Origin of the sequence: Pantoea sp. YR525, assembly GCF_900116775.1 — a bacterium.
Classification (GTDB): Bacteria; Pseudomonadota; Gammaproteobacteria; order Enterobacterales; family Enterobacteriaceae; genus Pantoea; species Pantoea symbiotica.
Window position 1 is genome coordinate 88,029 of sequence record NZ_FPBU01000002.1, and the last position, 23,857, is coordinate 111,885.

Below are 23,857 nucleotides of genomic sequence, written 5' to 3' on the forward strand. Positions count from 1 at the left end.
ATTTACCCCTAAGTTACCCTTTGACCTGGCAGAGCGCTTCTGCACCGGCCTGAAGTGTTGCGTCGTCTTTTGCGAATGACAGGCGAATTAATTTATTGTCAGTGCCGTCCATATAAAACGCCGACAACGGAATGGTGGCCACACCGTGATCGACGATGAGACGTTTTACCATTTCGCTATCACTTTCGTCACTGAAATGTCCGTAGCTGGCCAACATAAAGAACGAACCCGCGCTCGGTAGCAGCTTAAATGGCGAATCCTGCATCAAGGTCAGCAGGCGATCGCGTTTCTCCTGATAGAACGGCGACAGCTGCAGATAGTTCTGCGGATTTTGCAGATAGTGAGCAAATCCGACCTGCATCGGCGTATCGGCGGCGTACATCATGAACTGATGGACTTTAACGATCTCTTCCATCAGCGCTGCCGGTGCCAGCGCATAACCCACACGCCAGCCGGTCACGTGGAAGGTTTTACCAAAGGATGAAACCACCACGCTGCGCTGCGCCAGTTCCGGATGCGTTGCCATGCCGCAGTGCTTACGGCCATCAAACAGAATATGTTCGTAGACTTCGTCAGACAGCACCACGATATCGGTGTTGCGCGTCAACGCGGCTAACTGATCCAGATCCGCAGCTGACAGCACCTGCGCGCTGGGATTGTGCGGCGTATTGATGATGATCATGCGGGTGCGCGGCGTAATAGTGGCGCGCAGTTCGTCCCAGTTGATAGCAAAATCAGGCACCTGCAACTTCAGGCCAATTGGCGTAGCGCCTTGCAGACGCACCACCGGCGCGTAGCTGTCAAAAGCCGGTTCGAAGAAGATCACTTCATCGCCCGCATGCACCAGCGCGGAAATCGCCATGTAAATACCCTGGCTGGCGCTGCCGGTGATCAGCACTTCGCTGCCGGCATCATATTGCTGGCCATACAGCGTGTGCACTTTCTCCGCCAGCGCTTCACGCAGTGACGGCAGTCCGGTCATCGAGGCGTATTGGTTATGACCGTCGTGCATCGCCTTACTCACCAGCTCAACCAGGTGCGGATCGCACGGGAAGTTGGGTGCGCCCTGCGACAGGTTGATGGCTTTATGTTGCGCCGACAGCTGGCCGATGACGCTAAAAATCGTCGTGCCGACATCGGGCTGTTTGGAAGAGATGTTAACACTGCTATTCAGAGTCATCGGTGCCTCGTGAGGTTGCATAACCACGTATCGAAAGTAGATTTCTATTCAACGGCGTGCGGCTTGAGTCGACAAGCGAATTGTTGTCATAATAGCCATGATTAAAAATCATAGCTTGAGGTTGTTATGTCCCGCTCTGCTCTGCCGCTCAATGCCATTTACGCGTTTCTGGTGACCGCACGCCATCTCAACCTGACGCGAGCCGCCAGCGAACTGTGCATCACCCAAGGCGCAGTGAGCCGTAAAATCGCCACGTTAGAAAGCTGGCTGGGATTCGCGCTGTTTACCCGTCACGCTCGCGGCCTGCATCTCACCGAACAGGGCGCAGCGCTGCTGCCGGAACTGCAGCAAGGTTTTGCCATGCTGGTGAATGCCACAGAAAAAGCTAGCCGCAGCAACGCCGCCATTCGCCTGAAAGCACCCACCTGCGCCATGCGCTGGCTGGTGCCGCGTCTGGTGGCGCTGGAACAACAGCGTCCGGATATTCACGTGGCGTTAACCACCACGCTCGATCATGGATCGCAACTGGATAATTTTGACGCGGCGATTGTGTTTGGCCCAACACCCGCCGGATCGATTTGCCTGTTTGAGGAGCGTTTAACGCCGGTGATGGCCAGCAGCGTCACGCCGCCCAGCCAGATTGATGAACTGGCGAAGTTTACTTTTCTTCATCCAACGCAGGATTCACGCGACTGGCAGCTTTGGCTGGCCGGGCTGGATGCCGCGTTGCCAATGGCGCGCAATCAGCATTTCGCCACCATGGATCTGGCGATCAGCGCCGCGATTCAGGGATTTGGCGTCACGGTGGCGGATGTCACCTTAGTGCAGAACGATGTGTTGAATGGCCGATTGATTGCGCCCTTTGCCGCCAGTGTGGCGACTGGCGCAAGCTACAGCCTGTTACAGCGGGCGGAAAAAGATGCGCCACCGTTCCTGCCGGAACTGGTGGCGTGGTTATCTGAGGTTTAGAAAGAGACCCATTCGTCAGAGGCTGGTTTCGGCTGCGCGAGACCGGCGCCTGACAACACCGGACGACGTAGCGCGGTTGGCGAAACCACGGCCTTGTTCACCGGCGCGCTGTCCGACAGACGGAATTTCGCCACCGAAGCTTGCAGCTCCTGCGTTTGACGCTCCAGCGCGCTAGCGGCGGCAGAAACCTCCTCAACCAGCGAGGCGTTCTGCTGGGTAACGCTGTCCATTTCGGTGACGGCGGTGCCGACCTGCGAAATGCCTTTGCTCTGCTCTTCCGACGCAGCGGCGATGTGCTTCATAATCTCATTCACATCCTGCACCGACTTAAGAATGTCGTGCATGGTGCTGCCCGCGCTGCTCACCAGCTCCGAACCTTTTTCCACGCGCTGCACGGAATCTTCAATCAGTGTGGCGATCTCTTTCGCCGCACCGGCGCTGCGCTGTGCCAGATTGCGCACTTCGCTGGCCACCACGGCAAAACCTCGGCCCTGTTCACCGGCGCGTGCGGCTTCCACCGCAGCGTTCAGCGCCAGAATGTTGGTCTGGAAGGCGATGCTGTTAATCACGCTGGTGATTTCCGCGATCTTCTTCGAGCTGCCGGAGATGCCTTGCATGGTGGTAACCACTTCGCCCACCAACTTGCCGCCCTGTTGCGCGGTGCCGGTGGCGGTTTCTGCCAGCGAACTGGCTTGACGCGCGTTGTCGGCGTTGAACTTCACGGTGGCGGTTAACTGCTCCATGCTGGCCGCCGTTTGCTCCAGCGCCGCCGCCTGCTCTTCGGTGCGCGAAGAGAGATCGTTGTTGCCGGAGGAGATCTCCGCCGCGCCGCGATAAATGTTTTCGGTTCCACTGCGAATCGCGCTTACCGCTTCGCGCAGGCTGTCCTGCATGGCACGCAGCAGCGGCACCAGTTTACCGACGCAGTTACGGCCAAAATCTTCTACCGGCTGGCTCAGATCGCCCTGCGCAATAATGGAGAAATGGTTGCGGATGCGTTCCAGCGGTTTCACCAGCATCGCCACCAAATAGCGATCGGTAAACAGCAGAATGAACAAGCCAATCACTACCGCCACCATAATGATCACTTTGGTGATGCTGGTGAGCTTATCGACGGTGACGCGCGTCTCATCCAGCTTGCTGCCTGCGGCTTTATTGAAGGCTTCAGCGCTGGCACCAAATGCACGACTGAGCGGCGGCGTGACATTATTGGCTTGCGCGCGATAGGCTTCAATCGTGCCTTGCTGCGCCAGCGAAACCTGTGGGGCGATACCTTCATCCAGCAGTTTTTGCCAGTTGGCGATGACGCTATTGGCGGTCTCCGCGTCCATTGGACCCGGCGCCATGGTTTTAAACTGCGCCAGCAGATCTTTCATATTGTCGAGCGCTTGCTGTACCGGCGCGAACGCATCAGCACTGACTGCACTGCCTGAAGCACGGCCCTCCATCACACGCGACAAACGCGTAACCACACGAAAATATTGATCGTTTCCTTTGCTCAAAACCGTCATTTGATTGACCAGTTGGCGGTCAATCTCGTTGCCCTCGCCGAGGGCGTTCAGTGAGTGGACGCTAAACAGCCCAACGGCACACCACAGCAGGCAAAACAGCCCAAGAATGGTGAGCAATACGGCGCGGATGGTGAAATTTTTTAAGATACCCATACATAATCCCGTGGTGTGAAACGCGAAGGAGGCCCGATAAAATCGGGCATATTGCGTTTATCGGCATCGGATGGGGAAAATGTAACGGTTTTGAAAGCTAATTAATTGCTTACTGACGCAGGTGAGGAAAAGGCGCTTTGATGATTAATCAGTAAGATAGGCGTGAATTTGTCTTAAGAATTCATTTACCTGCTTAAACCATTAGCAGGCTCATTAAAGCTTAACGTGGCTGCGCATCATCAAACGGAACAAACGCAGCCGTCCACGCATAAAGCGCGCCTTCACCACCGCCTGGGCTTTGCCCTGATCGCCCAATGCCAGCGTCAGATCTTCGCCCGGTCGCCAGGCGGGCCAATCAACCTCGCCCGGTAAGTGCGCGCTGAACTCGCTGGCTTCCCGCGCGAAGCTGACCCAATAGGCGCTGACTGCGCTGGCGAACGCTTTATCCTGCTCGCTGTAGCTGCGTTCCGCCGGCGGCGTTAGCGTATCCAGCGTGTTAAAGACATAAGGAATTTCATTGCCGTGCCAGGTGCCGTGCGGGTAGAGATCGCGCGAGTTTTCGGAGACGTAATCGAACCAGTAACGCCATGCGGGCATGCCGATATTGTGCTGCGCCTGAGCGACCATCAACGGTAACACCGTGAACGCCATATCGCGCGCCACCGCACGTCCCAGCAGCGCATCATCATGAATATCGTACAACCACTTCATCAGGCGATAGCTGACGCGGTTCTTGCTACGCATCTGGCGCAACACCGCCGTGGCATCCACGCCAAAATAGTCCAGCACGCTGGCTTCATCGCTGTTGCTGCCAATCATTAACGGGATGCGATGCTGCTTACCGCTCATAAAGGTGGTTAACATCGGCTTCGGCAGCACCGCATCGCCGCTAATTGGTACCGGGCCGAGCGCCAGCGGGCGTTCTAACGGCCAGAATTGTTCAGCCGGCAGCTCGCGCAGTTGCTCGGCGCTGGCATCTTCGGGTAACGAAAAATGCGCCGCGACCTGCAAACCAATCTGTTGTGCCTGCTTTTGCGGGATGTCGGGCAAGCTGTAGGCGCTTTGTACGATGCCTTTGTGAAACAGGGCTTCAGAGAGCGGCGAGCAGCACAGCGATAACACGCTGCGCGCGCCGGAGGATTCACCAAACAGCGTCACGTTATGACGATCGCCGCCAAAGGCAGGAATGTTGCGCTGAATCCACTGCAAGGCGGCAATTTGATCGAGTAAGGCAAAGTTGTTGATCACGCGCCCGGCGGGATATTGCGCATCCAGCGCGGGATGAGAGAAGAAGCCGAAGTGGCCAAGGCGATAGTTGAGCGTTACGACGACGACGCCTTGCGCCGCCAGCGCTTTGCCGCGATAGGGATCGAGATTGCCCGCGCCGATGGCAAAACCGCCGCCGTGCAACCACACCATCACCGGCAACGGCCGCGATGGCTCAACATCCGGTGTCCAGATATTGAGGTAGAGACAATCTTCACTGAAGTGACCAGGATCGCCACCGCCAGCGGCCACGCAATAGTCACGGTTTTGCCAGCTTGCCGCGCCCCATTCGGTCGCTTCACGCACATCTTGCCACGGCTGAACCGGCTGCGGCGGTCGCCAGCGTAAAGCGCCAGTGGGTGCGGCTGCGTACGGTATTCCTTTGAAGACAAAAAGATCTTCGTCCATCAGGCCTCTGAGTTCACCTTCTGCGGTCATGATCCTCAGACGTCGTTCATTTTTCATCTCGGGTTCCCTGATAATGCATCGTTCCATTATTTGCAGGCCTTGGACGAATGTCCATGTTCTGAAAGCATTTGCAGATTATGCCGAACCGTGGCGCGATTCTTTGAACAACTCCATCAAATATTTTGGCTAACCCCATTGAGACCATTTGTTTTAAGGTTGCAAGTTAACCTGGCGCGACGGAGAAACACCATGTTTGGTGGCATTAACCAGATGTTTAACCGGATGTGCGATCACCCGGACTTCGGCAAACTGCTGTTACGCCTGACTTTTGGCGGATTGCTGCTGTTTCATGGGGCGTTCAAGGTAGTGCATGGCGTGGGCTGGATTGCGCATATGCTCGCCGTCAAAGGGATGCCAGGTTTCATCGCTTACGGTGCTTACATCGGGGAAATTGCGGCACCGGTAATGGTGATCATCGGATTACTGACGCGCCCTGCGGCGTTCATTATTGCGGTGAACATGATTGTTGCGACACTGCTGGTAAAAATGGGCGCTGTCTGGCATCGCACAGATGTCGGTGCCTGGGCGCTGGAGACAGAAGCTCTCTACCTGCTGGGTGCGCTCGCCATTATGTTTTTGGGTGCCGGGAAGTTCACGCTGGTGCGTGACTCGCGCTTGCAATAACGAGAAGAAAAGCAGCCGGTCTGCTGAATTTCAGACCGGCTGTAAATTTTCTCCTTACGCTACGCCACAGCGTTCAAGACTGCGCTGCTGCATCTGTTGATATAACGCCATCTCATCCTGAACCGCTGTCCCTAACGCAGTTTCAAAATCCGCCCGGCTGGCGTTACCTGCGCTGCGCGTTTGCGCCACATCGCCCAGATTCGACTGAAAAATCCCCGCTGCGCTCACCGGCAGGAAATCCTCGTAAACGATAGGTTCGGCGCTCAATCGCCCTTCTGCCAGCAACTGCGTCACGCTTTCGCCCGCGCGTGGCGGCAGATGCTCGCCTTTGTCAGTCAGGCGATAGCGGAACCACGCCAATTGCTGTTCGCGCAAGGTCTCTTCGTCATCGGGGAAGTCACCAAACACTGCGCTGAGATGTTGCTGGTGATGTTGGTTATCGCTGCCGGTACCGGCTTCGGCTAGCAGACGATCGTAAAGTTCTCGCCCTTTCGGCGTGAGCGCTGCGCCGCGCTGTTCAATCTCACCAAAGCGCGCGGTATGCGTGCCCGGCGTGCCATCGTTAAAGTGCACCGCTTCTTCCAGGGCTTTGAAGCTGGTCTGGCGCAGCAGAATCGGCACCTTGCGCTGCGGCGGGCCCTCAATCAAGGTTTTGGGATCGATACCGCGCGAAGGCATCAGCGATTGCACGCGGTCAATGTCCAGCGTGCGCGGTGTCAAATGGTTGATGTGGCAACCGCGGAAACACACCACATCGGCAATCAGACGATGCTGCTGGCTCAACGCGCGATAAGTGGCGCTGTCTACAGTGGTATGCGCATGCCAGCGGAAAGTTTCCAGCGCTTCCTGCACGAAAATCGCCGCATCCGCTGCGTTTAAGCCGCCCTGCTGCTGATGTTTGGTAATCAAAGCACGGCAACCCGGCGTAAAGATATCCCGCGCGGCGAGAATCGCAGCGGCCTTCTCGCGCAGCGCCGCATCATCAATCAGTTCGAGACGCAGCAGCGAGGTGAACACGCGGAACGGATTATGACGCAACGCGCGGTCGCTGACCGGACGAAACGCCGTGGAGTGCACAGGCACACCGGCTTGCGACAGGTCGTAATATCCCACCGCTTCCATGCCCATCACGGCAAACATCTGGCGCAACGTGCTGAGTTCTTCAGCTTTGCCGACGCGAATCGCACCGTGACGCTCGACGCTGAGTCGGCTCAGTTCATCGGCGGCTGACAGACGGTTTTTTAACTCAGGATTGGCTTCCAGCGTACGTTCATTAACGGCGGTGACCAACTGCGTCAGCGTGCCGTATTGCGGCACTTCCTGCTGATACATGGCCGACATTGCCTGAGAGAACAGCGTGCGGATGGCATCGCTGCTGAGAAAGTTTGGCATCATCATCACCTTGGGCTTACGGGTTGTTGCTACTGTAGATCAACCTTTTAGCGGCGGGTAACAATTTCGTGGAACTGTGATCGCCTTGTCACTCAGTGAGGTTTGACTGGTCACCAAAGCGACATTTCAGCACCAGCATGATGGTGGTTAATACCGCAGGAATCGCCAGCAGCAGGAAGATCTGACTGAACGTCCAGCCGAGCGTTAACAACTCGGCACCCACAAACGCGCTGATGATGGCGCCGATGCGGCCAACGCCATGCATCCAGCTGGAGCCGGTGGCTCGAGCGTGTGTTGGATAATAACTGGCGGAGAGCGCATTCATGCCGGTGTTGGCACCGTTAAAACAGAAGCCGCTGCAGAAAGCGATGGCGCTCATTAAGCCAACCTGCGCAGGAGAAAAACCCAGCGCCACAATGGCAATGCCGCCGCAGAAATAGATCACCGCCAGCGCCAGATTGGCGTTGATGCGATCCATCAACCAACCAGCAAACAACGAACCAATGGTTCCACCAGCCTGATACATCGCCGTGACAATCGCCGCTTCCGTCACCGACATGCCAAGCGTGCTGATCAGCGAAGGCATCCAGCTGCCTATCAGATAAACGAGGAACAGGCCCATAAAGTAGCCGCCCCACAACATCAAACTGCCAAACAGATAGCGGCGCGACACCACTGTCGCTACGGAACCTTTACGCGCGGTCGGCAGCTCAGTGCTTTGGTAATGGCTTCCCGGCTGTACGGTGCCGGGCAGCATACGTTCGAGGATGGCGTGAATATGTGCGGCAGGCGCACGACGGCTAATCAGAAATCGTACCGATTCCGGTAAGCCGCGCACTAAAAAGGGCAGCACCAGCAGCGGCAGCACGCCACCCATCAGCATAACGGAGTGCCAGTCATAACGTGGCAACAGCCACGAAGCGGCAAAACCACCGGTTGCGGCACCAAAGGTAAAGCCGCAGAACACCACGGTAATAATGAAGGAGCGACGACGTTCGGGCGCGTATTCCGCCACCAAAGTGCCAACGTTAGGCATGGCGGCGCCAAGCCCTAAACCGGTGAGAAAGCGGAACAGCATCATCTGTTCGATGTTCTGCGCCATCGCCGTGGCCAGCGTCCACAGGCCGAAAAACAGTACGCTGATCAAGATCATCACGCGGCGACCATAGCGATCGGCCAGCGGTCCAGCGACCATCGCACCTAATGCCAGACCAATCAACGCCGCGCTGATCACCAGGCCGAGTTGATGATTAGTTACGCCCCAACTGGCTTTCAGCGTGGGCGCAATAAATCCCATTAGCGCAATGTCCATGCCGTCCAGCGCCACTACCACGAAGCACAGCGCGATTAAGCGCTTCTGCCAGCTGCTAAGCGCACTCTTATTGATAAGCTGGCGAACGTCTACTGCTTCAACGCTGGTCACGTTACGACTCCTGCACTTTTACCGTTTAGGGCATCAGTTTTAGTAAAAAAAACGGCGCTTATCATAGCTCATCGTTAACAATATCGGGCACTGTTTTTGGATGTAATTGAGAATTATTCAACTTTTACCGAATTATGTTGTTGATTTTACGTGACCTGAATATTCGGCAAAAAGTGTCATTTGCAGCATTACGCTTAAATTCAGCAGGTTAGGCATAAAGGTTGTGTCGCGGCATTTTTGTTAATATAAATTTGCAGGCAAGTTAACATAATTAACGTTTCCTCATTGCTGCTTCTCGTCATAACTCATTATGTTGGGCGTATGGACAAAAATATCCTTTTCAATCAGCGCATTCGCTTGCGTCATTTACATACCTTTGTGGCGGTAGCGCAGCAAGGCACGCTCGGTCGTGCCGCTGAAACGCTCAATCTGAGCCAGCCTGCTTTGTCGAAAACACTGAATGAGCTGGAAGAGCTGGCCGGCGCGCGGCTGTTTGAACGCGGACGGCTCGGCGCGCAGCTCACCACGCTGGGCGAACAGTTTTTGATTCATGCAGTGAAAGTGCTGGATGCGCTCAATCATGCGGGTCAAAGCTTCAACGCACAGCAGCCTGGCCGGCCGGTGGTGATTCGACTCGGTGCGCTGACTACCGCGGCGATGGGCATGCTGCCGCAAATTCTCGATCGCTTCCATGAACAGCAACCCAATACTACGGTGCAGGTCGCAACGTTGCACAATAACGTGCTGTTGGCCGGTTTACGTGCTGGTGAGTTTGATGTTGGCATTGGTCGGATGGCGGATAGCGACATGATGGCCGGGCTGACCTATGAATTGCTGTTTCTGGAATCACTCAAACTGGTGGTGCGCCCGGATCATCCACTGTTAAGCGAGAACGTTATGCTGTCGCGCGCGATGCAATGGCCAGTGGTGATTTCGCCGGAAGGCACCGCACCGCGTCGTATTGCGCAGCATATGCTGAATGAGCAAGGTTGTACCTTGCCAGCAAACTGCGTCGAAACCTCATCGACATCCCTGGCGCGCCAGCTGGCGCTGCGTTACGACTATGTGTGGTTTGTGCCTTCCGGCGCCATTAAAGAAGATTTAAATCACGATGCGTTGTGCGCGCTACCGATTGCCTCGCCGGGGCCAGGCGAACCGGTTGGCATTATTACGCGCAGCGGCAGCCCGCTAAGCCTGAGCGCCGAAGTGTTGATGGCGACCATCCGCAAATTCCACAGCTAACGACTGTGTTTGGCATGACGTTCACGGTTCTCGAGGCGCGCCTGTTCGGTTTTACGTAAACCGACATAGAGCGCGCCCGCCCCACCATCTTTCGGCTGCGCCGTGCAAAAGGTCTGCACTTCTGCAAACTCCTTCAACCATCGCGCCACATAGCTGCGCACAATATTGGCGTGCGACTCATCGTCACGCCCTTTGCCATGAATGATCAGCAGATTGCGCAATCCATGTTTGTTGGCTTGTTGCATAAAGCTGAATAGCGCCTGACGACAGGTTTCAACCGGTTGACGCAGCAGATTAAGGCTGGCTTCGGGCGGATATTTGCCCAGCCGCAGCTTATCCAGCACGCCTTGCTGTACGCCCTCAACCTTAAACTCCAGTGGTGTTGTCAGCGGAACGATGTCGAGAAAGCCACGGGTGAGGAAATTTTCCTGCTCGTCACTTTCCTGCGGCGCGCGCGGCGCTTTAGGCGAAGGGGCGCGTAGCCATTGGGTGTTAGCGCAGTTTTTTAATGGTGTCACATCACCCATGGCATCGCGGAAAAGGTCTTCATCATCAAGGTTCATGGTGTTTCCTCTCGCCTGGTATTTACCTGAGCGTCCAATTCGACGCCAAAGCAAAAGAGTAGCAAAGGATTATTGGCAAAACATCTGTCACTTTTTGCGCTGTATTAAGCTGTGTCTAACTGTAAACCTGGCAACAAAACGTTCCAGATCAATAAATGCCCTTTAGCCAGACCAGCGCAAACCCTGTAATACCTGACATTTGTGGGGTTTTAAGGGCATTTACTGCTCGGATGAGTTCCCTTCGCTTAGAAAAATGTTAAAATTGACCGCAGTCAATAATCATCGAGCGTAACTATATGATCCAGGAAAAACGCAGCATTCGACGTATTCAGTCTGGCGGTTGTGCCATCCATTGTCAGGATTGCAGTATCAGCCAATTGTGTATTCCCTTCACGCTGAACGAGCACGAACTGGATCAGCTGGATAACATCATTGAGCGCAAAAAGCCGATTCAGAAAGGCCAGACGCTGTTCAAAGCCGGTGATGAACTGAAATCGCTTTACGCAATCCGCTCCGGCACCATCAAAAGCTACACCATCACTGAACAAGGCGACGAGCAAATTACTGGCTTTCATCTGGCAGGCGATTTGGTCGGTTTTGACGCCATTGTCGGTGCAAAACATCCAAGCTTTGCGCAAGCGCTGGAAACCGCGATGGTGTGCGAAATCCCGTTTGAAACCCTCGACGATCTCTCCGGTAAAATGCCGGCGCTGCGTCAGCAAATGATGCGTTTGATGAGCGGTGAAATCAAAGGCGATCAGGATATGATTCTGCTGCTGTCGAAGAAAAATGCCGAAGAGCGTCTGGCGGCGTTTGTCTGGAATCTGTCGCGCCGTTTCGGACAGCGCGGTTTCTCACAGCGTGAATTCCGTCTGACCATGACGCGCGGCGACATTGGTAACTATTTGGGACTAACCGTAGAAACCATCAGCCGTCTGCTGGGTCGCTTCCAGAAAAGTGGCATGCTGGCCGTTAAAGGCAAATATATCACCATCGAGAACCACGCTTTGCTGGCAGAATTAGCTGGCCAGACCGAACAAGCCGCGTGATTCTGTGCCGGGTTAATAAAAGTTATTTTATTGATCCGGCAACAACTTTTCCGCTTCTGCCCTGTCCAAACTTAGGCTATCTTTAATCCAACTTGCTTTGGTTTTAGGAGATCGGCCTATGTCCCGGTACCAAAATATTCTGGTGGCTATTGATGCCCAGCAGGACGATCAGCCCGCGCTGCGTCGTGCGGTTTATCTCAATCAACGTATCGGCGGAAAAATCAAAGCTTTCCTGCCTATTTACGACTTCTCATATGAAATGACCACGCTGCTGTCGCCCGACGAGCGCTCAAATATGCGCAAAGGGGTGATTAGCCAACGTACCGAATGGATCCGCCAACAGGCCCAGGCATATATTGAGGCTGGCGTTGAAATTGAAATCAAAGTGGTTTGGCATAACCGTCCGTATGAAGCCATCATTCAGGAAATTATGGCGCATCAGCATGATTTAGTGCTGAAAATGGCGCACCAGCACGATCGCCTGGAAGCGGTGATATTTACTCCGACGGATTGGCATCTGCTGCGTAAATGCCCTTGCCCGGTGTGGATGGTGAAAGATCAGGCATGGCCTGAAGGCGGCAAAGCGGTGGTGGCGGTGAATCTGGCCAGCGAAGAGCCGCATCACGATGAGCTTAATCAGAAGTTGATTCGTGAAACCACACTGCTTGCCGAGATGGTGAATCACACCGAAGTGCATTTGGTCGGTGCTTATCCCATCACGCCAATCAACATTGCTATCGAACTGCCGGACTTTGATCCGAGCGTTTATAACGACGCAATTCGCGGCCAGCATTTAGTGGCAATGAAAGCGCTGCGACAAAAATTCTCGATCGGTGAAGAGTTCACTCATGTGGCGAAAGGTTTGCCCGAGGAAGTGATTCCGGATATCGCTTCGCATCTGGATGCTGGCATTGTGGTGCTCGGCACCATCGGCCGTACCGGTTTGTCAGCTGCGTTCCTGGGTAACACCGCGGAACAAGTGATCGATCATCTGCGCTGTGATTTGCTGGCAATCAAGCCAGACGATTTCAAATCGCCGATTGATTACGATGACGAAGAAGATGAAGACGATTGATTAAAAAAAGGGCGGCTCGCAATGGCCGCCCTTTCTATATTTACTCAGGGCGGTGAGTCACATCACCGCCCTTCTTTTTTACAGCGCGCGCAGAATACCTTCCACGCTCGCTTTCGCATCACCAAACAGCATCTGCGTATTGTCTTTAAAGAACAGCGGATTCTGTACGCCCGCGTATCCAGTGCTCATCGAGCGTTTAAACACAATCACGTTCTGCGCTTTCCACACTTCCAGCACTGGCATGCCAGCGATTGGACTGCGCGGATCTTCTAGTGCGGCTGGGTTAACGGTGTCATTCGCGCCGATTACCAACACGGTATCGGTATCGCTGAAGTCATCGTTAATCTCGTCCATTTCCAGCACCACATCGTAAGGTACTTTCGCTTCCGCCAGCAGTACGTTCATGTGGCCCGGCAGACGACCAGCAACCGGGTGAATACCAAAGCGAACCTTGATACCGCGTGCGCGCAGCTTTTCGGTAATCTCAGCCACCGGATACTGCGCCTGCGCCACCGCCATGCCATAACCCGGCGTGATCACTACAGAAGAAGAGGCTTTCAGCATCTCTGCTGTCTCTTCTGCGGTAATTTCACGGTGCTCGCCAACTTCATCACTTTCGCCGCCCACACTTACGTCGGTACCAAAACCACCGGCGATTACGCTGATAAAGGAGCGGTTCATCGCTTTACACATGATGTAAGAGAGGATGGCACCAGAAGAACCGACTAGCGCACCGGTAACGATCAGCAAGTCATTGCTCAGCATGAAGCCCGCCGCCGCCGCTGCCCAACCGGAGTAAGAGTTCAGCATCGAAACCACAACCGGCATATCCGCACCGCCGATCGACGCCACCAGATGCCAGCCAAACACCAGCGCAATGATGGTCATCAGCAGCAGCGCAAACACCTGCGCGCCAGTGCTATCGGTTTGCACGAACCACAGCATCAGCAGGAAGGAAACCACCAGCGCCGCAAGGTTCATCTTATGACGATGCGGCAGCATCAGCGCTGAAGAGGAGATCTTGCCGCGCAGTTTGCCAAACGCCACCAGTGAACCGGTGAAGGTCACCGCACCGATGAAGATGCCGAGGAACACTTCGGTCAGATGGATATTTTCCATCACCGGCGCGAGGCCCGGCGCGTGATCGATGTAGCTGTTGAAGCCCACTAACACCGCCGCCAAACCTACAAAGCTGTGCAGAATGGCAACCAGCTCCGGCATTTCGGTCATTTCGACTTTCTTCGCCAGACGCAAGCCAATCGCACCACCAATCACCATCGCCACCAGAATCCAGGCAACGTTACCGGTGTTCGGGCCAAAAATGGTGGCCAGCAGCGCAATGGCCATGCCGCTCATGCCAAAAATATTACCCTGCTTCGAGGTCTCGTGTTTCGAGAGACCGGCAAGGCTGCAAATAAACAGAATCGCGGCAACAATATATGCTGCAGTAACTAATCCGCCAGACATGTTGCTACCCCTTAATTCTTACGAAACATTTTCAGCATGCGCTGGGTGACGGTGAAACCACCGAAGATATTGATGCTGGCGATCAGCACGGCGATAAACGACAGAATCGTTACCCAACCGCCGTGGCCCATCTGCAGCACCGCACCCACCACAATAATGCCGGAAATGGCGTTGGTGACGGCCATCAACGGCGTGTGCAATGCGTGACTCACGTTCCACACCACGTAATAGCCGACCACGCAAGAGAGCGCGAAGACGGTAAAGTGCGACAGGAAGTCCGCTGGCGCCACGTTGGCCAGGCAGGCAAACAGCACCACCGCCAACGCCAGCAGCAGATACTTGCGCCACGGTGAAACCGGCTTGGCTTCAGCCTTCGGCAGCGGCTGGGCGGCTGGTTGCGCTTTCGGCGCGGCGGAAACCTGAATCGGCGGCGCAGGCCATGTCACTTCGCCATCACGAATCACCGTCACGCCACGCACTACGACGTCTTCGAAATCAACGGTGATTTCGCCGTTTTTCTCTTTGCACAGCAGTTTCAGCAGGTTGACAAGGTTGGTACCGTAAAGCTGTGAGGATTGCGTAGGCAGGCGGCTTGGCAGATCGGTGTAACCGATAATCTTCACGCCGTTGGGGGTTAAGGTCACCTGATCGGCAACCGTCAATTCGCAGTTACCGCCGGTTTGCGCGGCCAGATCGACGATCACGCTGCCTGGCTTCATGCTGGCAACCATCTCAGCAGTAATCAGCTTCGGTGCCGGACGGCCTGGAATCAGCGCGGTGGTGACAATAATGTCGACTTCTTTCGCCTGCGCGGCAAACAGCTCCATCTCCGCCTTAATAAAGGCTTCAGACATCACTTTGGCATAACCATCGCCACTGCCCGCTTCTTCTTCAAAGTCCAGCTCAAGGAACTCGGCGCCCATACTCTGCACCTGCTCTTTCACTTCCGGACGCGTATCGAACGCACGCACGATGGCACCCAAACTGCCTGCCGCACCAATAGCTGCTAATCCCGCCACGCCCGCACCAATCACCATCACTTTGGCTGGCGGTACTTTACCGGCAGCGGTGATTTGACCGGTGAAGAAGCGGCCGAATTCATGCGCGGCTTCAACGATGGCACGATAGCCCGCGATGTTCGCCATTGAGCTCAACGCATCCAGCGCCTGGGCACGTGAAATACGCGGCACCGAATCCATCGCCATCACGGTGACGTTGCGTGCTGCCAGTTTCTCAAGCAGCGCTGGATTCTGTGCAGGCCAGATAAAGCTCACCAGCGTGCTACCGGCGCGCGTCAGTTCGATCTCCTGATCGTCAGGCGCATTCACTTTTAACACGATGTCTGACTGCCAGACGTCGTGAGTGTTGGTGATTGTGGCGCCGACGGCGATAAAGCTTTCATCATCAAAGCTGGCGCGAAGTCCTGCGCTCTGTTCAACGGTGACGCTAAATCCCAGTTTGATCAGCTGCTCAACGGTCTTTGGCGTGGCGGCCACGCGCGACTCATTGGCTAACCGTTCTTTGGGTATCCCAATTAACATACTGTTTCCTTTCAACAATTAAAGGATGAGGTTCTGTAAGTGGCAAAAAGCTCAAAAGCCGAAACAGTGTTTCAGCTTTTTATGAGCAAAATGCACAATGTAACAAAGTCTTTATAACCTACTGAAAATATGAAGAGTGATCCACAGCGATAACGCCTACTTATGACATTCACACAAATATTCAGACGCAAAGATTGAATGCCACGTTTTGCCACTGCATTTGGTGTTTATTAAAAAATATTCTGCTGCGCAAAATCGTGTCATGTCGAATTAAGTATTATTAAAAACCTTTATTTAACAATGCGATAACTATTATGGCACTAAGTGTTACCAGAATAAGTGGTTATCTGTGCAAAAAAGAGCCGTAACAGAAGTCAATGACAGGTCGATGAATAAATGGCAGAGATTGTCAATGTTATGCGCTTAAATTGGCTGAGACAGGCCGATTATTACATGCAATAATCAGCGGCTAATCTGTTATACATCAAGAGTCCAGCACGTTTTCGTACTCATTTTGCGTAAGGCGAAGGATCATTTTTATGAAGCTGAAGAACACCATTCTGGCGTCAACCTTGTTATCACTGCTGGCGGCAAATGCGTTTGCTGCTAAAGAGTTAACGCCAGAGCAAGCGGCCGCGTTGAAACCATTCGAACGTATTAATATCAGCGGCCGTTTCAATGCCATTGGCGATGCAACTGATGCCATCTCCAAACAAGCCGATGCCAAAGGCGCTGACTCTTTCTATGTTCAGGGTATTAATGATAGCAACGGCAACGGCGGTAACTGGCGCGTAACGGCTGATTTGTATAAAGCCAACGCACCAAAAGCGGACGACTCCACTAAATACCGCACCTTCTCCGGCGTGAAAGAGCTGCCGAAAGCAGAAGCGTATCGCCTTGAGCCTTACGATACCGTATCGGTTAATGGTTTCTTCTCAAGCCAGCCAGATGTTAATGAAGCGATTGCCAAGGCAGCCAAAAATAAAGGTGCGGCATCCTTCTTTATCGTGCGTCAGGTTGATGCTAACAACGGCGGCAACCAATACGTGACCGCTTATGTTTACAAGGCAGATGCGCCAGAACGTAAAGTTCAGAACACCTCTGATTCAATCCCAGCGGATTCTGAAGCCGGTAAAGCAGCTCTGGCTGCTGGCGGTGCGGCGGCAGCGAAAGTGGCTATTCCAGGCGTGGCCTCTTCTGAGACGCCAAGCCGTAACGTAGGTCGTTTCTTCGAAACGCAAAGCTCAACCGGTCAACGTTACACGGTAAAAACCGCCGATGGCCGCAGCGTGCAGGAAGTGAATGCGATTACTGCTGCGCAGATGCAGCCGTTTGATACCATCACCTTCTCAGATCACTTCGGTACCCCAACCGAAATCTCTGAAGCGGTTGGTAAACGTGCCGTAGAAAAAGGCGCTAAGTACTATCACATCACGCGTCAATGGCAGAACCAGAGCGGCGGTAACCTGACCGTCACTGCAGATCTGTTCAAGTAATTCCGATTAAGGGCGGCGTCCGTCGCCCTTTTCAAAATCTCCTTCATACTAACTGCATAATCTGTGCGCAGATTTGCATAGTCTTGCATTGCCTTCCCCCTTTGTACTCCGTAAAATCTGCCGCCTGTTTTTAGGGGATTCCGTTTCAAAGTTGGCTAACTGCCACGCGACACTCCAGCGGAATCGCCACCACCCAGCATACTCTGCTGCTTAGGATGGGCGTTTTGGATAAAAAATTAGGTCTTAGTGCGCTCACCGCGTTGGTACTCAGCTCAATGCTGGGCGCTGGCGTGTTCAGCCTGCCGCAAAATATGGCGGCAGTTGCCGGCCCGGCGGCGCTGCTGATCGGCTGGCTGATCACCGGCGTTGGCATCATCTTCCTGTCGCTTGCCATGCTGTTACTGACGCGACTAAAGCCGGAGTTGGATGGCGGCATCTTTACCTATGCGCGCGCCGGCTTTGGTGAGCTGATGGGCTTCTGCTCGGCGTGGGGATATTGGCTTTGTGCGGTAATCGCCAACGTCTCTTATCTGGTGATTGTCTTCTCGGCGCTGAGCTTCTTTACCGACACACCGGATCGCGTGGTGTTTGGCGATGGCAATACGTGGCAGGCAATGCTTGGCGCGTCGGTGCTGCTGTGGCTGGTGCATTGCCTGGTACTGCGCGGCGTGCAAACCGCGGCCAGCATTAATTTGCTGGCAACGCTGGGCAAGCTGGTGCCGCTGCTGCTGTTTGTCGTCCTGGCGTTGCTGGCGTTCAACTACGATCGCTTCCGCTTTGATTTCAGCGGTGTCGAACTCGGTCAGCCGCTGTGGCAGCAAGTGAAGCAAACCATGCTGATCACCTTATGGGTGTTTATTGGTGTAGAAGGCGCGGTGGTGGTTTCCGCGCGTGCGCGTAATAAGCAGGATGTCGGACGCGCTACGCTGATGGCGGTGCTGGCCGCGCTGCTGGTCTATTTGCTGGTTACGCTGCTGTCGTTAGGCGTGATTCCGCGAGCCGAACTGGCACAGATGCGCAATCCTTCCATGGCCGGTTTGATGAAGCATCTGCTGGGTCATTGGGGCGATGCGGTGATTGCGGTCGGATTGATTATTTCGGTGTGCGGCGCCTATCTGAGCTGGACGATTATGGCCGCTGAAGTGCCGTTCCTTGCCGCGCAGCAAGGTGCCTTCCCGCGCAGCATCGCGCGCCAGAATCGCCACAACTCTCCTTCTGCCTCGTTATGGCTGACCAACGGCAGCGTACAGGTTTGCCTGATCTTGATCGCCTTAACCGGCGCGGATTACAACACGCTGCTGACCATCGCCTCAGAAATGATTTTGGTGCCCTATCTGCTGGTCGGACTGTATCTGATTAAGGTGGTGCGCGGGCAGAACAAACCCTGGGCGATGTTTACCGGCATCGGCGCCAGCGCGTACGGCATTTGGTTGCTGTATGCGTCAGGTCCCTTGCATCTGCTGCTTTCAGTGGTGCTTTATGCGCCCGGATTGCTGCTGTTCCTGTACGCACGACGCGGCGGCCGTGGCGACAAGATGTTGTCACAGCTGGAGCGCATTGCGATTGTGTTGTTGATGGCGGCGTCACTGCCCGCGTTGTGGCAGCTAACGAATTAGTGCGGCTGAACGGGAATGGAAACACACAGCAGGTCATCCTGCTGTGTCAGATTGAGCGGTTTACGGTATTCCTGATGAATAGCGTCAAGCTGCTCGGCTGACAGCGGATATGGCAGCTGAATATCAAAGCGGCTGATGTGCTGTTGCTCGGCCAACGTGATAAGGCGCGCGATATTAATCTCGTCGCTCACCTGCGTTGAAATGATTTGTAATGCTAATTCTTTCAGATGATCGTCGCTGGCCTGAAGGTTGTGCGCCGATTTACGCGTCACCATGCCAAAAATAGGCATCACGCCATAAATGGCATCGACAAAACTCCAGCGTTTTTTGCAGGAAGCGGAGAGAAAATCACTGTAATTGAAGCAGATGCGATCACTGTATCCGGCTGAAGCCAGCTCTTTATCAGACACTCTCGCACTCCTCCTGTTTTTCGTTACGGTTCCGAACCTTGCGCTACAACGCGCCGCTAATGATGGCACATTTCACGGTATACATACCAGTAACGCAGGGATATTTCGTGCGGTAACGTAGAGCTCAGGACCAGGAAAAGCTATGCTGCTGGCATTCTCATCCGTCACAGTGAATTATGAACAAAATCGTCTATGTGGAAGATGAGCCAGAAGTAGGCGAATTGATCGCCGCTTACCTTGGCCGCCACGATATTGAAGTTATTGTTGAAACGCGCGGTGACCGCGCTGAAGCCACAATCGCCCTACACGATCCCGATTTAGTGATGCTGGATATCATGTTACCCGGCAAGGATGGCATGACATTGTGCCGCGATCTGCGTGCCAGCTGGCAAGGTCCGATTGTCTTGCTCACCTCACTCGACAGCGACATGAACCATATTCTGTCACTGGAAATGGGCGCTAACGATTACATCCTCAAAACCACGCCGCCGGCGGTGTTGCTGGCGCGCCTGCGTTTGCATCTGCGTCAGGCGCACGTCGGTCAGCCGGAAGTGACGCCCGCCATTCAAAGTTCGCAGCGCGTGCTGCGATTCGGTTCACTGACCATCGATTCGCTCAATCGTCAGGTGACGCTGTTCGAGGAAAATATTGTACTGTCCACCGCCGATTTCGATCTGCTGTGGGAACTGGCGAATCACGCCGGGCAAATCCTCAATCGCGATGCGCTGCTGAAAACCCTGCGCGGCGTAACCTACGATGGCATGGATCGCAGCATCGACGTGGCGATTTCTCGCCTGCGCAAAAAACTGTACGACAGCGCCACCGAGCCGTTCCGCATTAAAACCATCCGTAACAAAGGCTATCTGTTCGCGCCGCAGGCCTGGGATACCCGTTCCGCATGAGAAAGCTCTTTATTCAGTTCTATTTGCTGCTGTTCGTCTGTTTTCTGGTGATGACGTTGCTGGTTGGGCTGGTGTACAAGTTCACCGCCGAACGCGCCGGACGCCAGTCAATGAACGATTTGATGGCCAGTTCGCTGTTTTTGATGCGCAGCGAACTGCGCGAGATCCCGCCGCGCGACTGGAGCAAAACCATTCGCAGCCTCGATCTCGATCTGTCGTTTGATCTGAATATTGAGCCAATGAGCAAATATCAGCTGGGTGACGCGGACATGAAGCGCCTGCGCGCTGGCGAAATCGTGGCGATTGACGATCAGTACACCTTCTTACAGCATATTCCGCGCAGCCATTATGTGCTTTCCGTTGGCCCGATCCCTTACCTTTTCTACCTGCACCAGATGCGCATTCTGGATATCGCGCTGCTGGCGTTTATCGGTATGTCGCTGGCGCTGCCGGTGTTTATCTGGCTACGTCCACACTGGCAAGAGATGCAGCGGCTGGAGAAAGCCGCCGAACGTTTTGGTCGCGGCGAACTCGACGTGCGCACCCATTTTGAAAGCACCTCCAGCCTGCACAGTCTTGGCGTGGCGTTTAATCAGATGGCGGAGAACATCAACACGCTGGTTGCCAGTAAGAAACAGCTGATTGACGGCATCGCGCACGAGTTGCGTACGCCGCTGGTGCGGCTGCGTTACCGGCTGGAGATGAGCGATAACCTCACCGATGCGGAATCCGCCGCGCTGAACCGCGATGTGGGTCAGCTGGAGAGTTTGATTGAGGAGTTGCTGACGTATGCACGCCTCGATCGTCCGCGCGTTGATCTCCATCTGCAATCTTTCGATCTGGCGCAATGGCTGCGTGTGCATATCGAAGATGTGCAAACCATGAATCCGCAGACGCAGATTGCGCTGGATATCCCGCAGCTGGAGAACGTCGGCAGCGCCGATACGCGCCTGATGGAGCGCGTGCTGGATAATCTGGTGAACAATGCCCTGCGCTATGCGCAACAGCGTTTACGCGTCAGCTTATGGTTTGATGGCGCGCTGGGCTGTTTGCAGGTGGAAGACGACGGTCCGGGCATTCCGCAGGAAGAGCGCGCCCGCGTGTTTGAACCTTTTGTCCGCCTCGATCCGAGCCGCGATCGCGCCACCGGCGGCTGTGGTTTGGGTCTGGCGATCGTCCACTCTATTGCGCTGGCGATGCAGGGAAATGTCTCGATTGAGAGCAGTCCGCTCGGCGGCGCCAGCGTTCGCTTTTGCTGGCCGGTTGATCTACCCTTGCGGGACATTGCGCCACGCTTACCGTCATAAGGAGCTTTTTACGTGACTTCAGCTTATCAAGAACTTAGCCGCACTTTTCAGCGTCTCTCCCGCTTTGGCCATTTAGGTGCCATTGCCGGTGTCGATATGCAAACCACCATGCCGCCGGGCGGCAGCCAGGCACGCGGTGAAGCGATGGCCGAACTGAGCGTGTTCATGCACGAAGTGCTGACCGATAAACGCCTCGGCGGACTGTTTGATGCCGCGCAGCAGGAATCTCTGAATGATGTCGAGCAGGTTAACCTGAGCGAGATGCAGCGTGCCTGGCAGCAAGCCACGCTGCTGCCTGCGTCACTGGTGGAAGCCAAGTCGCTGGCCGGTTCGCGCTGTGAGCACGCCTGGCGTCAGCAGCGTCCAGCGAACGACTGGCAAGGTTTCTCCGCCAATCTGAAAGAAGTGGTGAAGCTGAGCCGTGAAGAGGCGCAGTTGCGTGCCGATGCGCTCGGCGTATCGCGCTACGATGCGCTGCTGGATGTGTTTGAGCCGGGCATGACCAGCGCGCAGCTGGATCAAACCTTTGGCGATTTGAAAAGCTGGCTGCCCGATCTGTTGCAAAAAGCAGTGGCGAAGCAGCAGCAAACGCCGATCGCGCAACCGGTGGGTCCGTTTGCCATCGAATCGCAGAAACAGCTCGGCCTGAGCGTAATGAAAACGCTGGGCTTTGATTTCAATCACGGCCGGTTAGATGTGAGTGCGCATCCATTCTGCGGCGGCGTACCGGAAGATGTGCGCATTACCACGCGTTACAACGAGAACGACTTCCTCAGCGCCATGATGGGCGTGATCCATGAAACCGGCCATGCGCGTTACGAGCAGAATTTGCCAAAACAGTGGCGCGGTCAGCCGGTGGCGCAGGCGCGTTCTACCGCGATTCATGAATCTCAAAGCCTGTTTATGGAGATGCAGCTGGGGCGCAGTAAAGCCTTCCTGCAGCATATACATCCGCAGGTGGTGGCGCTGATGGGCGATCAGCCTGCGCTGGAGTTAAACAACTTCATTCGTCAGACGCAGCGCGTGAAGCCGGGCTTTATTCGCGTCGACGCCGACGAGTTGAGCTATCCGGCGCACGTGATTTTACGTTACGAGATCGAGCGCGCGCTGATTGAGGGCGAGATTGAAGTTGAAGATATCCCGGCGCTGTGGGACGAGAAGATGCAGCAATCATTAGGCATTGATACGCGCGGTAATTATCGCGATGGCTGCATGCAGGATATTCACTGGACCGACGGCGCGTTTGGCTATTTCCCAACCTACACATTGGGCGCGATGTACGCGGCCCAGCTGTTCCAGGCGGTGAAGCATGCGATTCCGCAGGTCGAGACGCTTATCCAGCAAGGTGACTTGCAGCCGGTGTTTGACTGGCTCCAGCAGAACATCTGGCAGCACGGTAGCCGTTTCCCGACGCAGCAGCTGCTGATCAATGCCACCGGCGAAGCGCTGAATCCGCACTATTTCCGCCAGCACCTTGAACAACGTTATCTGTCTGAGTAAACTGCGCGGCGGCCCATGCGGCCGCCCTTTTCACTTCCTTTACGCCGCTTTGTACAATCCGTTACACGCCGATACCAATGCCTCACGGAAAGCCTGAATTGTTTTTCATATAGTGTTTTCACCGGCCCCGCAGTGGGCTACACATGAAAAAATAGTTCGAGGATTTTGCAATGAAAAAATTATTTGCACTGGTGATCGCCGCTGCTATGGGTATGTCTTCTGTTGCTTTCGCTGCTGAAACAACTGCTGCTCCAGCCGCTGCTGCAACCACAACTGCTGCGCCAGTTAAACACAAAATGGCTCACCACAAAAAACCAGCTGCTCAGAAAGCGCAGGCTGCTAAGAAACACAAGAAAGTAGAGAAGAAAGCGCCAGCTGCACAGAAAGCTCAGGCCGCTAAAAAGCATCACAAAAAAGCAACCAAGCCAGCTGCACAGAAAGCCCAGGCTGCTAAAAAGCACCACAAAAAAGCAACTAAGCCAGCTGCACAGAAAGCCCAGGCTGCTAAAAAGCACCACAAAGCAACCAAGCCAGCTGCACAGAAAGCTCAGGCTGCTAAAAAGCACCACAAAAAAGTAACCAAACCCGCTGCGCAGAAAGCTCAGGCAGCTAAAAAACATCACAAAGTGAAAAAAGCAGCTAAATAAGATTCGCTTAGCGCCAACACCGTATTGATGATTGAAAACACCCGGTTATGCCGGGT

The 23,857-nt window shown here is 54.7% G+C and carries 20 protein-coding genes; 11 read left to right on the forward strand and 9 right to left on the reverse strand.

Annotated elements, in window-relative coordinates; all coding sequences use genetic code 11:
* Positions 1-13: 13 nt before the first annotated feature.
* Complete coding sequence (locus BM323_RS03920; protein WP_008106373.1) at positions 14-1,180, reverse strand: methionine aminotransferase; 1,167 nt, start codon at positions 1,178-1,180, stop codon at positions 14-16.
* A 126-nt stretch (positions 1,181-1,306) separates the two neighbouring features.
* Here BM323_RS03920 and BM323_RS03925 point away from each other — a divergent pair, with 126 nt between their 5' ends.
* A complete protein-coding gene (locus BM323_RS03925; protein ID WP_008106375.1) occupies positions 1,307-2,149 on the forward strand; it encodes a LysR substrate-binding domain-containing protein in 843 nt (280 codons plus the stop codon).
* On the opposite strand, the gene BM323_RS03930 is transcribed toward BM323_RS03925, so the two are convergent.
* Both BM323_RS03930 and BM323_RS03935 read right to left on the reverse strand, forming a co-directional pair.
* Entirely contained in the window at positions 2,146-3,813 is a 1,668-nt protein-coding gene (locus BM323_RS03930; RefSeq protein WP_008106377.1) for a methyl-accepting chemotaxis protein, read from the reverse strand. The two genes, BM323_RS03925 and BM323_RS03930, sit on opposite strands and share 4 nt — an antisense overlap.
* A gap of 213 nt (positions 3,814-4,026) precedes the next feature.
* Positions 4,027-5,544, reverse strand: a complete 1,518-nt coding sequence (locus tag BM323_RS03935; RefSeq protein ID WP_036648912.1) for a carboxylesterase/lipase family protein — start codon at positions 5,542-5,544, stop codon at positions 4,027-4,029.
* 192 nt (positions 5,545-5,736) lie between these two features.
* Here BM323_RS03935 and BM323_RS03940 point away from each other — a divergent pair, with 192 nt between their 5' ends.
* Positions 5,737-6,171, forward strand: a complete 435-nt coding sequence (locus tag BM323_RS03940; protein ID WP_008106381.1) for a DoxX family protein — start codon at positions 5,737-5,739, stop codon at positions 6,169-6,171.
* Positions 6,172-6,225: 54 nt separating this feature from the next.
* Here BM323_RS03940 and BM323_RS03945 read toward each other — a convergent pair whose 3' ends face one another.
* Together BM323_RS03945 and BM323_RS03950 are read right to left on the reverse strand one after the other, a co-directional pair.
* Positions 6,226-7,563, reverse strand: a complete 1,338-nt coding sequence (locus BM323_RS03945; RefSeq protein WP_175501685.1) for a 2-oxoadipate dioxygenase/decarboxylase HglS — start codon at positions 7,561-7,563, stop codon at positions 6,226-6,228.
* A gap of 88 nt (positions 7,564-7,651) precedes the next feature.
* On the reverse strand, positions 7,652-8,986 hold the full coding sequence (locus BM323_RS03950) for an MFS transporter (RefSeq protein ID WP_008106385.1): 1,335 nt from the start codon (positions 8,984-8,986) through the stop codon (positions 7,652-7,654).
* 321 nt (positions 8,987-9,307) lie between these two features.
* Between BM323_RS03950 and BM323_RS03955 the strand changes: the two genes are divergently transcribed.
* The gene (locus BM323_RS03955) at positions 9,308-10,228 is read left to right on the forward strand and encodes a LysR substrate-binding domain-containing protein (protein WP_008106387.1); all 921 of its coding nucleotides are present in this window, start codon (positions 9,308-9,310) and stop codon (positions 10,226-10,228) included.
* On the opposite strand, the gene smrA is transcribed toward BM323_RS03955, so the two are convergent.
* Positions 10,225-10,791, reverse strand: coding sequence for a DNA endonuclease SmrA (gene smrA / locus BM323_RS03960; RefSeq protein ID WP_008106390.1), 567 nt, complete (start codon positions 10,789-10,791; stop codon positions 10,225-10,227). The genes BM323_RS03955 and smrA overlap by 4 nt on opposite strands.
* Before the next feature lie 296 nt (positions 10,792-11,087).
* Here smrA and BM323_RS03965 point away from each other — a divergent pair, with 296 nt between their 5' ends.
* Together BM323_RS03965 and uspE are read left to right on the forward strand one after the other, a co-directional pair.
* Positions 11,088-11,840 carry an FNR family transcription factor gene (locus BM323_RS03965; protein WP_008106391.1) on the forward strand — a complete coding sequence of 251 codons (753 nt, stop codon included), beginning with the start codon at positions 11,088-11,090 and terminating at the stop codon, positions 11,838-11,840.
* 118 nt (positions 11,841-11,958) lie between these two features.
* Positions 11,959-12,915: a universal stress protein UspE gene (gene uspE / locus BM323_RS03970; protein WP_008106394.1), complete on the forward strand. Its 957-nt coding sequence runs from the start codon at positions 11,959-11,961 to the stop codon at positions 12,913-12,915.
* Between the two features lie 78 nt (positions 12,916-12,993).
* On the opposite strand, the gene pntB is transcribed toward uspE, so the two are convergent.
* Both pntB and pntA read right to left on the reverse strand, forming a co-directional pair.
* Complete coding sequence (pntB, locus tag BM323_RS03975; RefSeq protein WP_008106395.1) at positions 12,994-14,382, reverse strand: Re/Si-specific NAD(P)(+) transhydrogenase subunit beta; 1,389 nt, start codon at positions 14,380-14,382, stop codon at positions 12,994-12,996.
* Positions 14,383-14,393: 11 nt separating this feature from the next.
* Positions 14,394-15,923, reverse strand: a complete 1,530-nt coding sequence (pntA, locus tag BM323_RS03980; RefSeq protein ID WP_008106397.1) for a Re/Si-specific NAD(P)(+) transhydrogenase subunit alpha — start codon at positions 15,921-15,923, stop codon at positions 14,394-14,396.
* 539 nt (positions 15,924-16,462) lie between these two features.
* On the opposite strand from pntA, the gene ydgH reads away from it, so the two are divergent.
* Positions 16,463-17,419 (forward strand): DUF1471 family protein YdgH, encoded by a 957-nt coding sequence (ydgH, locus tag BM323_RS03985; RefSeq protein WP_008106399.1) that lies wholly within the window; start codon positions 16,463-16,465, stop codon positions 17,417-17,419.
* Positions 17,420-17,643: 224 nt separating this feature from the next.
* A complete protein-coding gene (locus BM323_RS03990; RefSeq protein WP_008106401.1) occupies positions 17,644-19,035 on the forward strand; it encodes an amino acid permease in 1,392 nt (463 codons plus the stop codon).
* Here the strand turns inward: BM323_RS03990 and BM323_RS03995 are convergent.
* Positions 19,032-19,445 (reverse strand): hypothetical protein, encoded by a 414-nt coding sequence (locus tag BM323_RS03995; RefSeq protein WP_008106403.1) that lies wholly within the window; start codon positions 19,443-19,445, stop codon positions 19,032-19,034. The two genes, BM323_RS03990 and BM323_RS03995, sit on opposite strands and share 4 nt — an antisense overlap.
* 176 nt (positions 19,446-19,621) lie before the next feature.
* On the opposite strand from BM323_RS03995, the gene rstA reads away from it, so the two are divergent.
* From rstA to asr, 4 genes are all read left to right on the forward strand, one after another.
* A complete protein-coding gene (rstA, locus tag BM323_RS04000) occupies positions 19,622-20,347 on the forward strand; it encodes a two-component system response regulator RstA (RefSeq protein ID WP_008106404.1) in 726 nt (241 codons plus the stop codon).
* The gene (gene rstB, locus BM323_RS04005; protein ID WP_008106406.1) at positions 20,344-21,654 is read left to right on the forward strand and encodes a two-component system sensor histidine kinase RstB; all 1,311 of its coding nucleotides are present in this window, start codon (positions 20,344-20,346) and stop codon (positions 21,652-21,654) included. The genes rstA and rstB overlap by 4 nt, the downstream gene beginning before the upstream one ends.
* Before the next feature lie 12 nt (positions 21,655-21,666).
* A complete protein-coding gene (locus BM323_RS04010; RefSeq protein WP_008106408.1) occupies positions 21,667-23,154 on the forward strand; it encodes a carboxypeptidase M32 in 1,488 nt (495 codons plus the stop codon).
* A gap of 170 nt (positions 23,155-23,324) precedes the next feature.
* Positions 23,325-23,801, forward strand: coding sequence for an acid resistance repetitive basic protein Asr (gene asr / locus BM323_RS04015; RefSeq protein WP_008106410.1), 477 nt, complete (start codon positions 23,325-23,327; stop codon positions 23,799-23,801).
* The last annotated feature ends 56 nt before the right edge of the window (positions 23,802-23,857 follow it).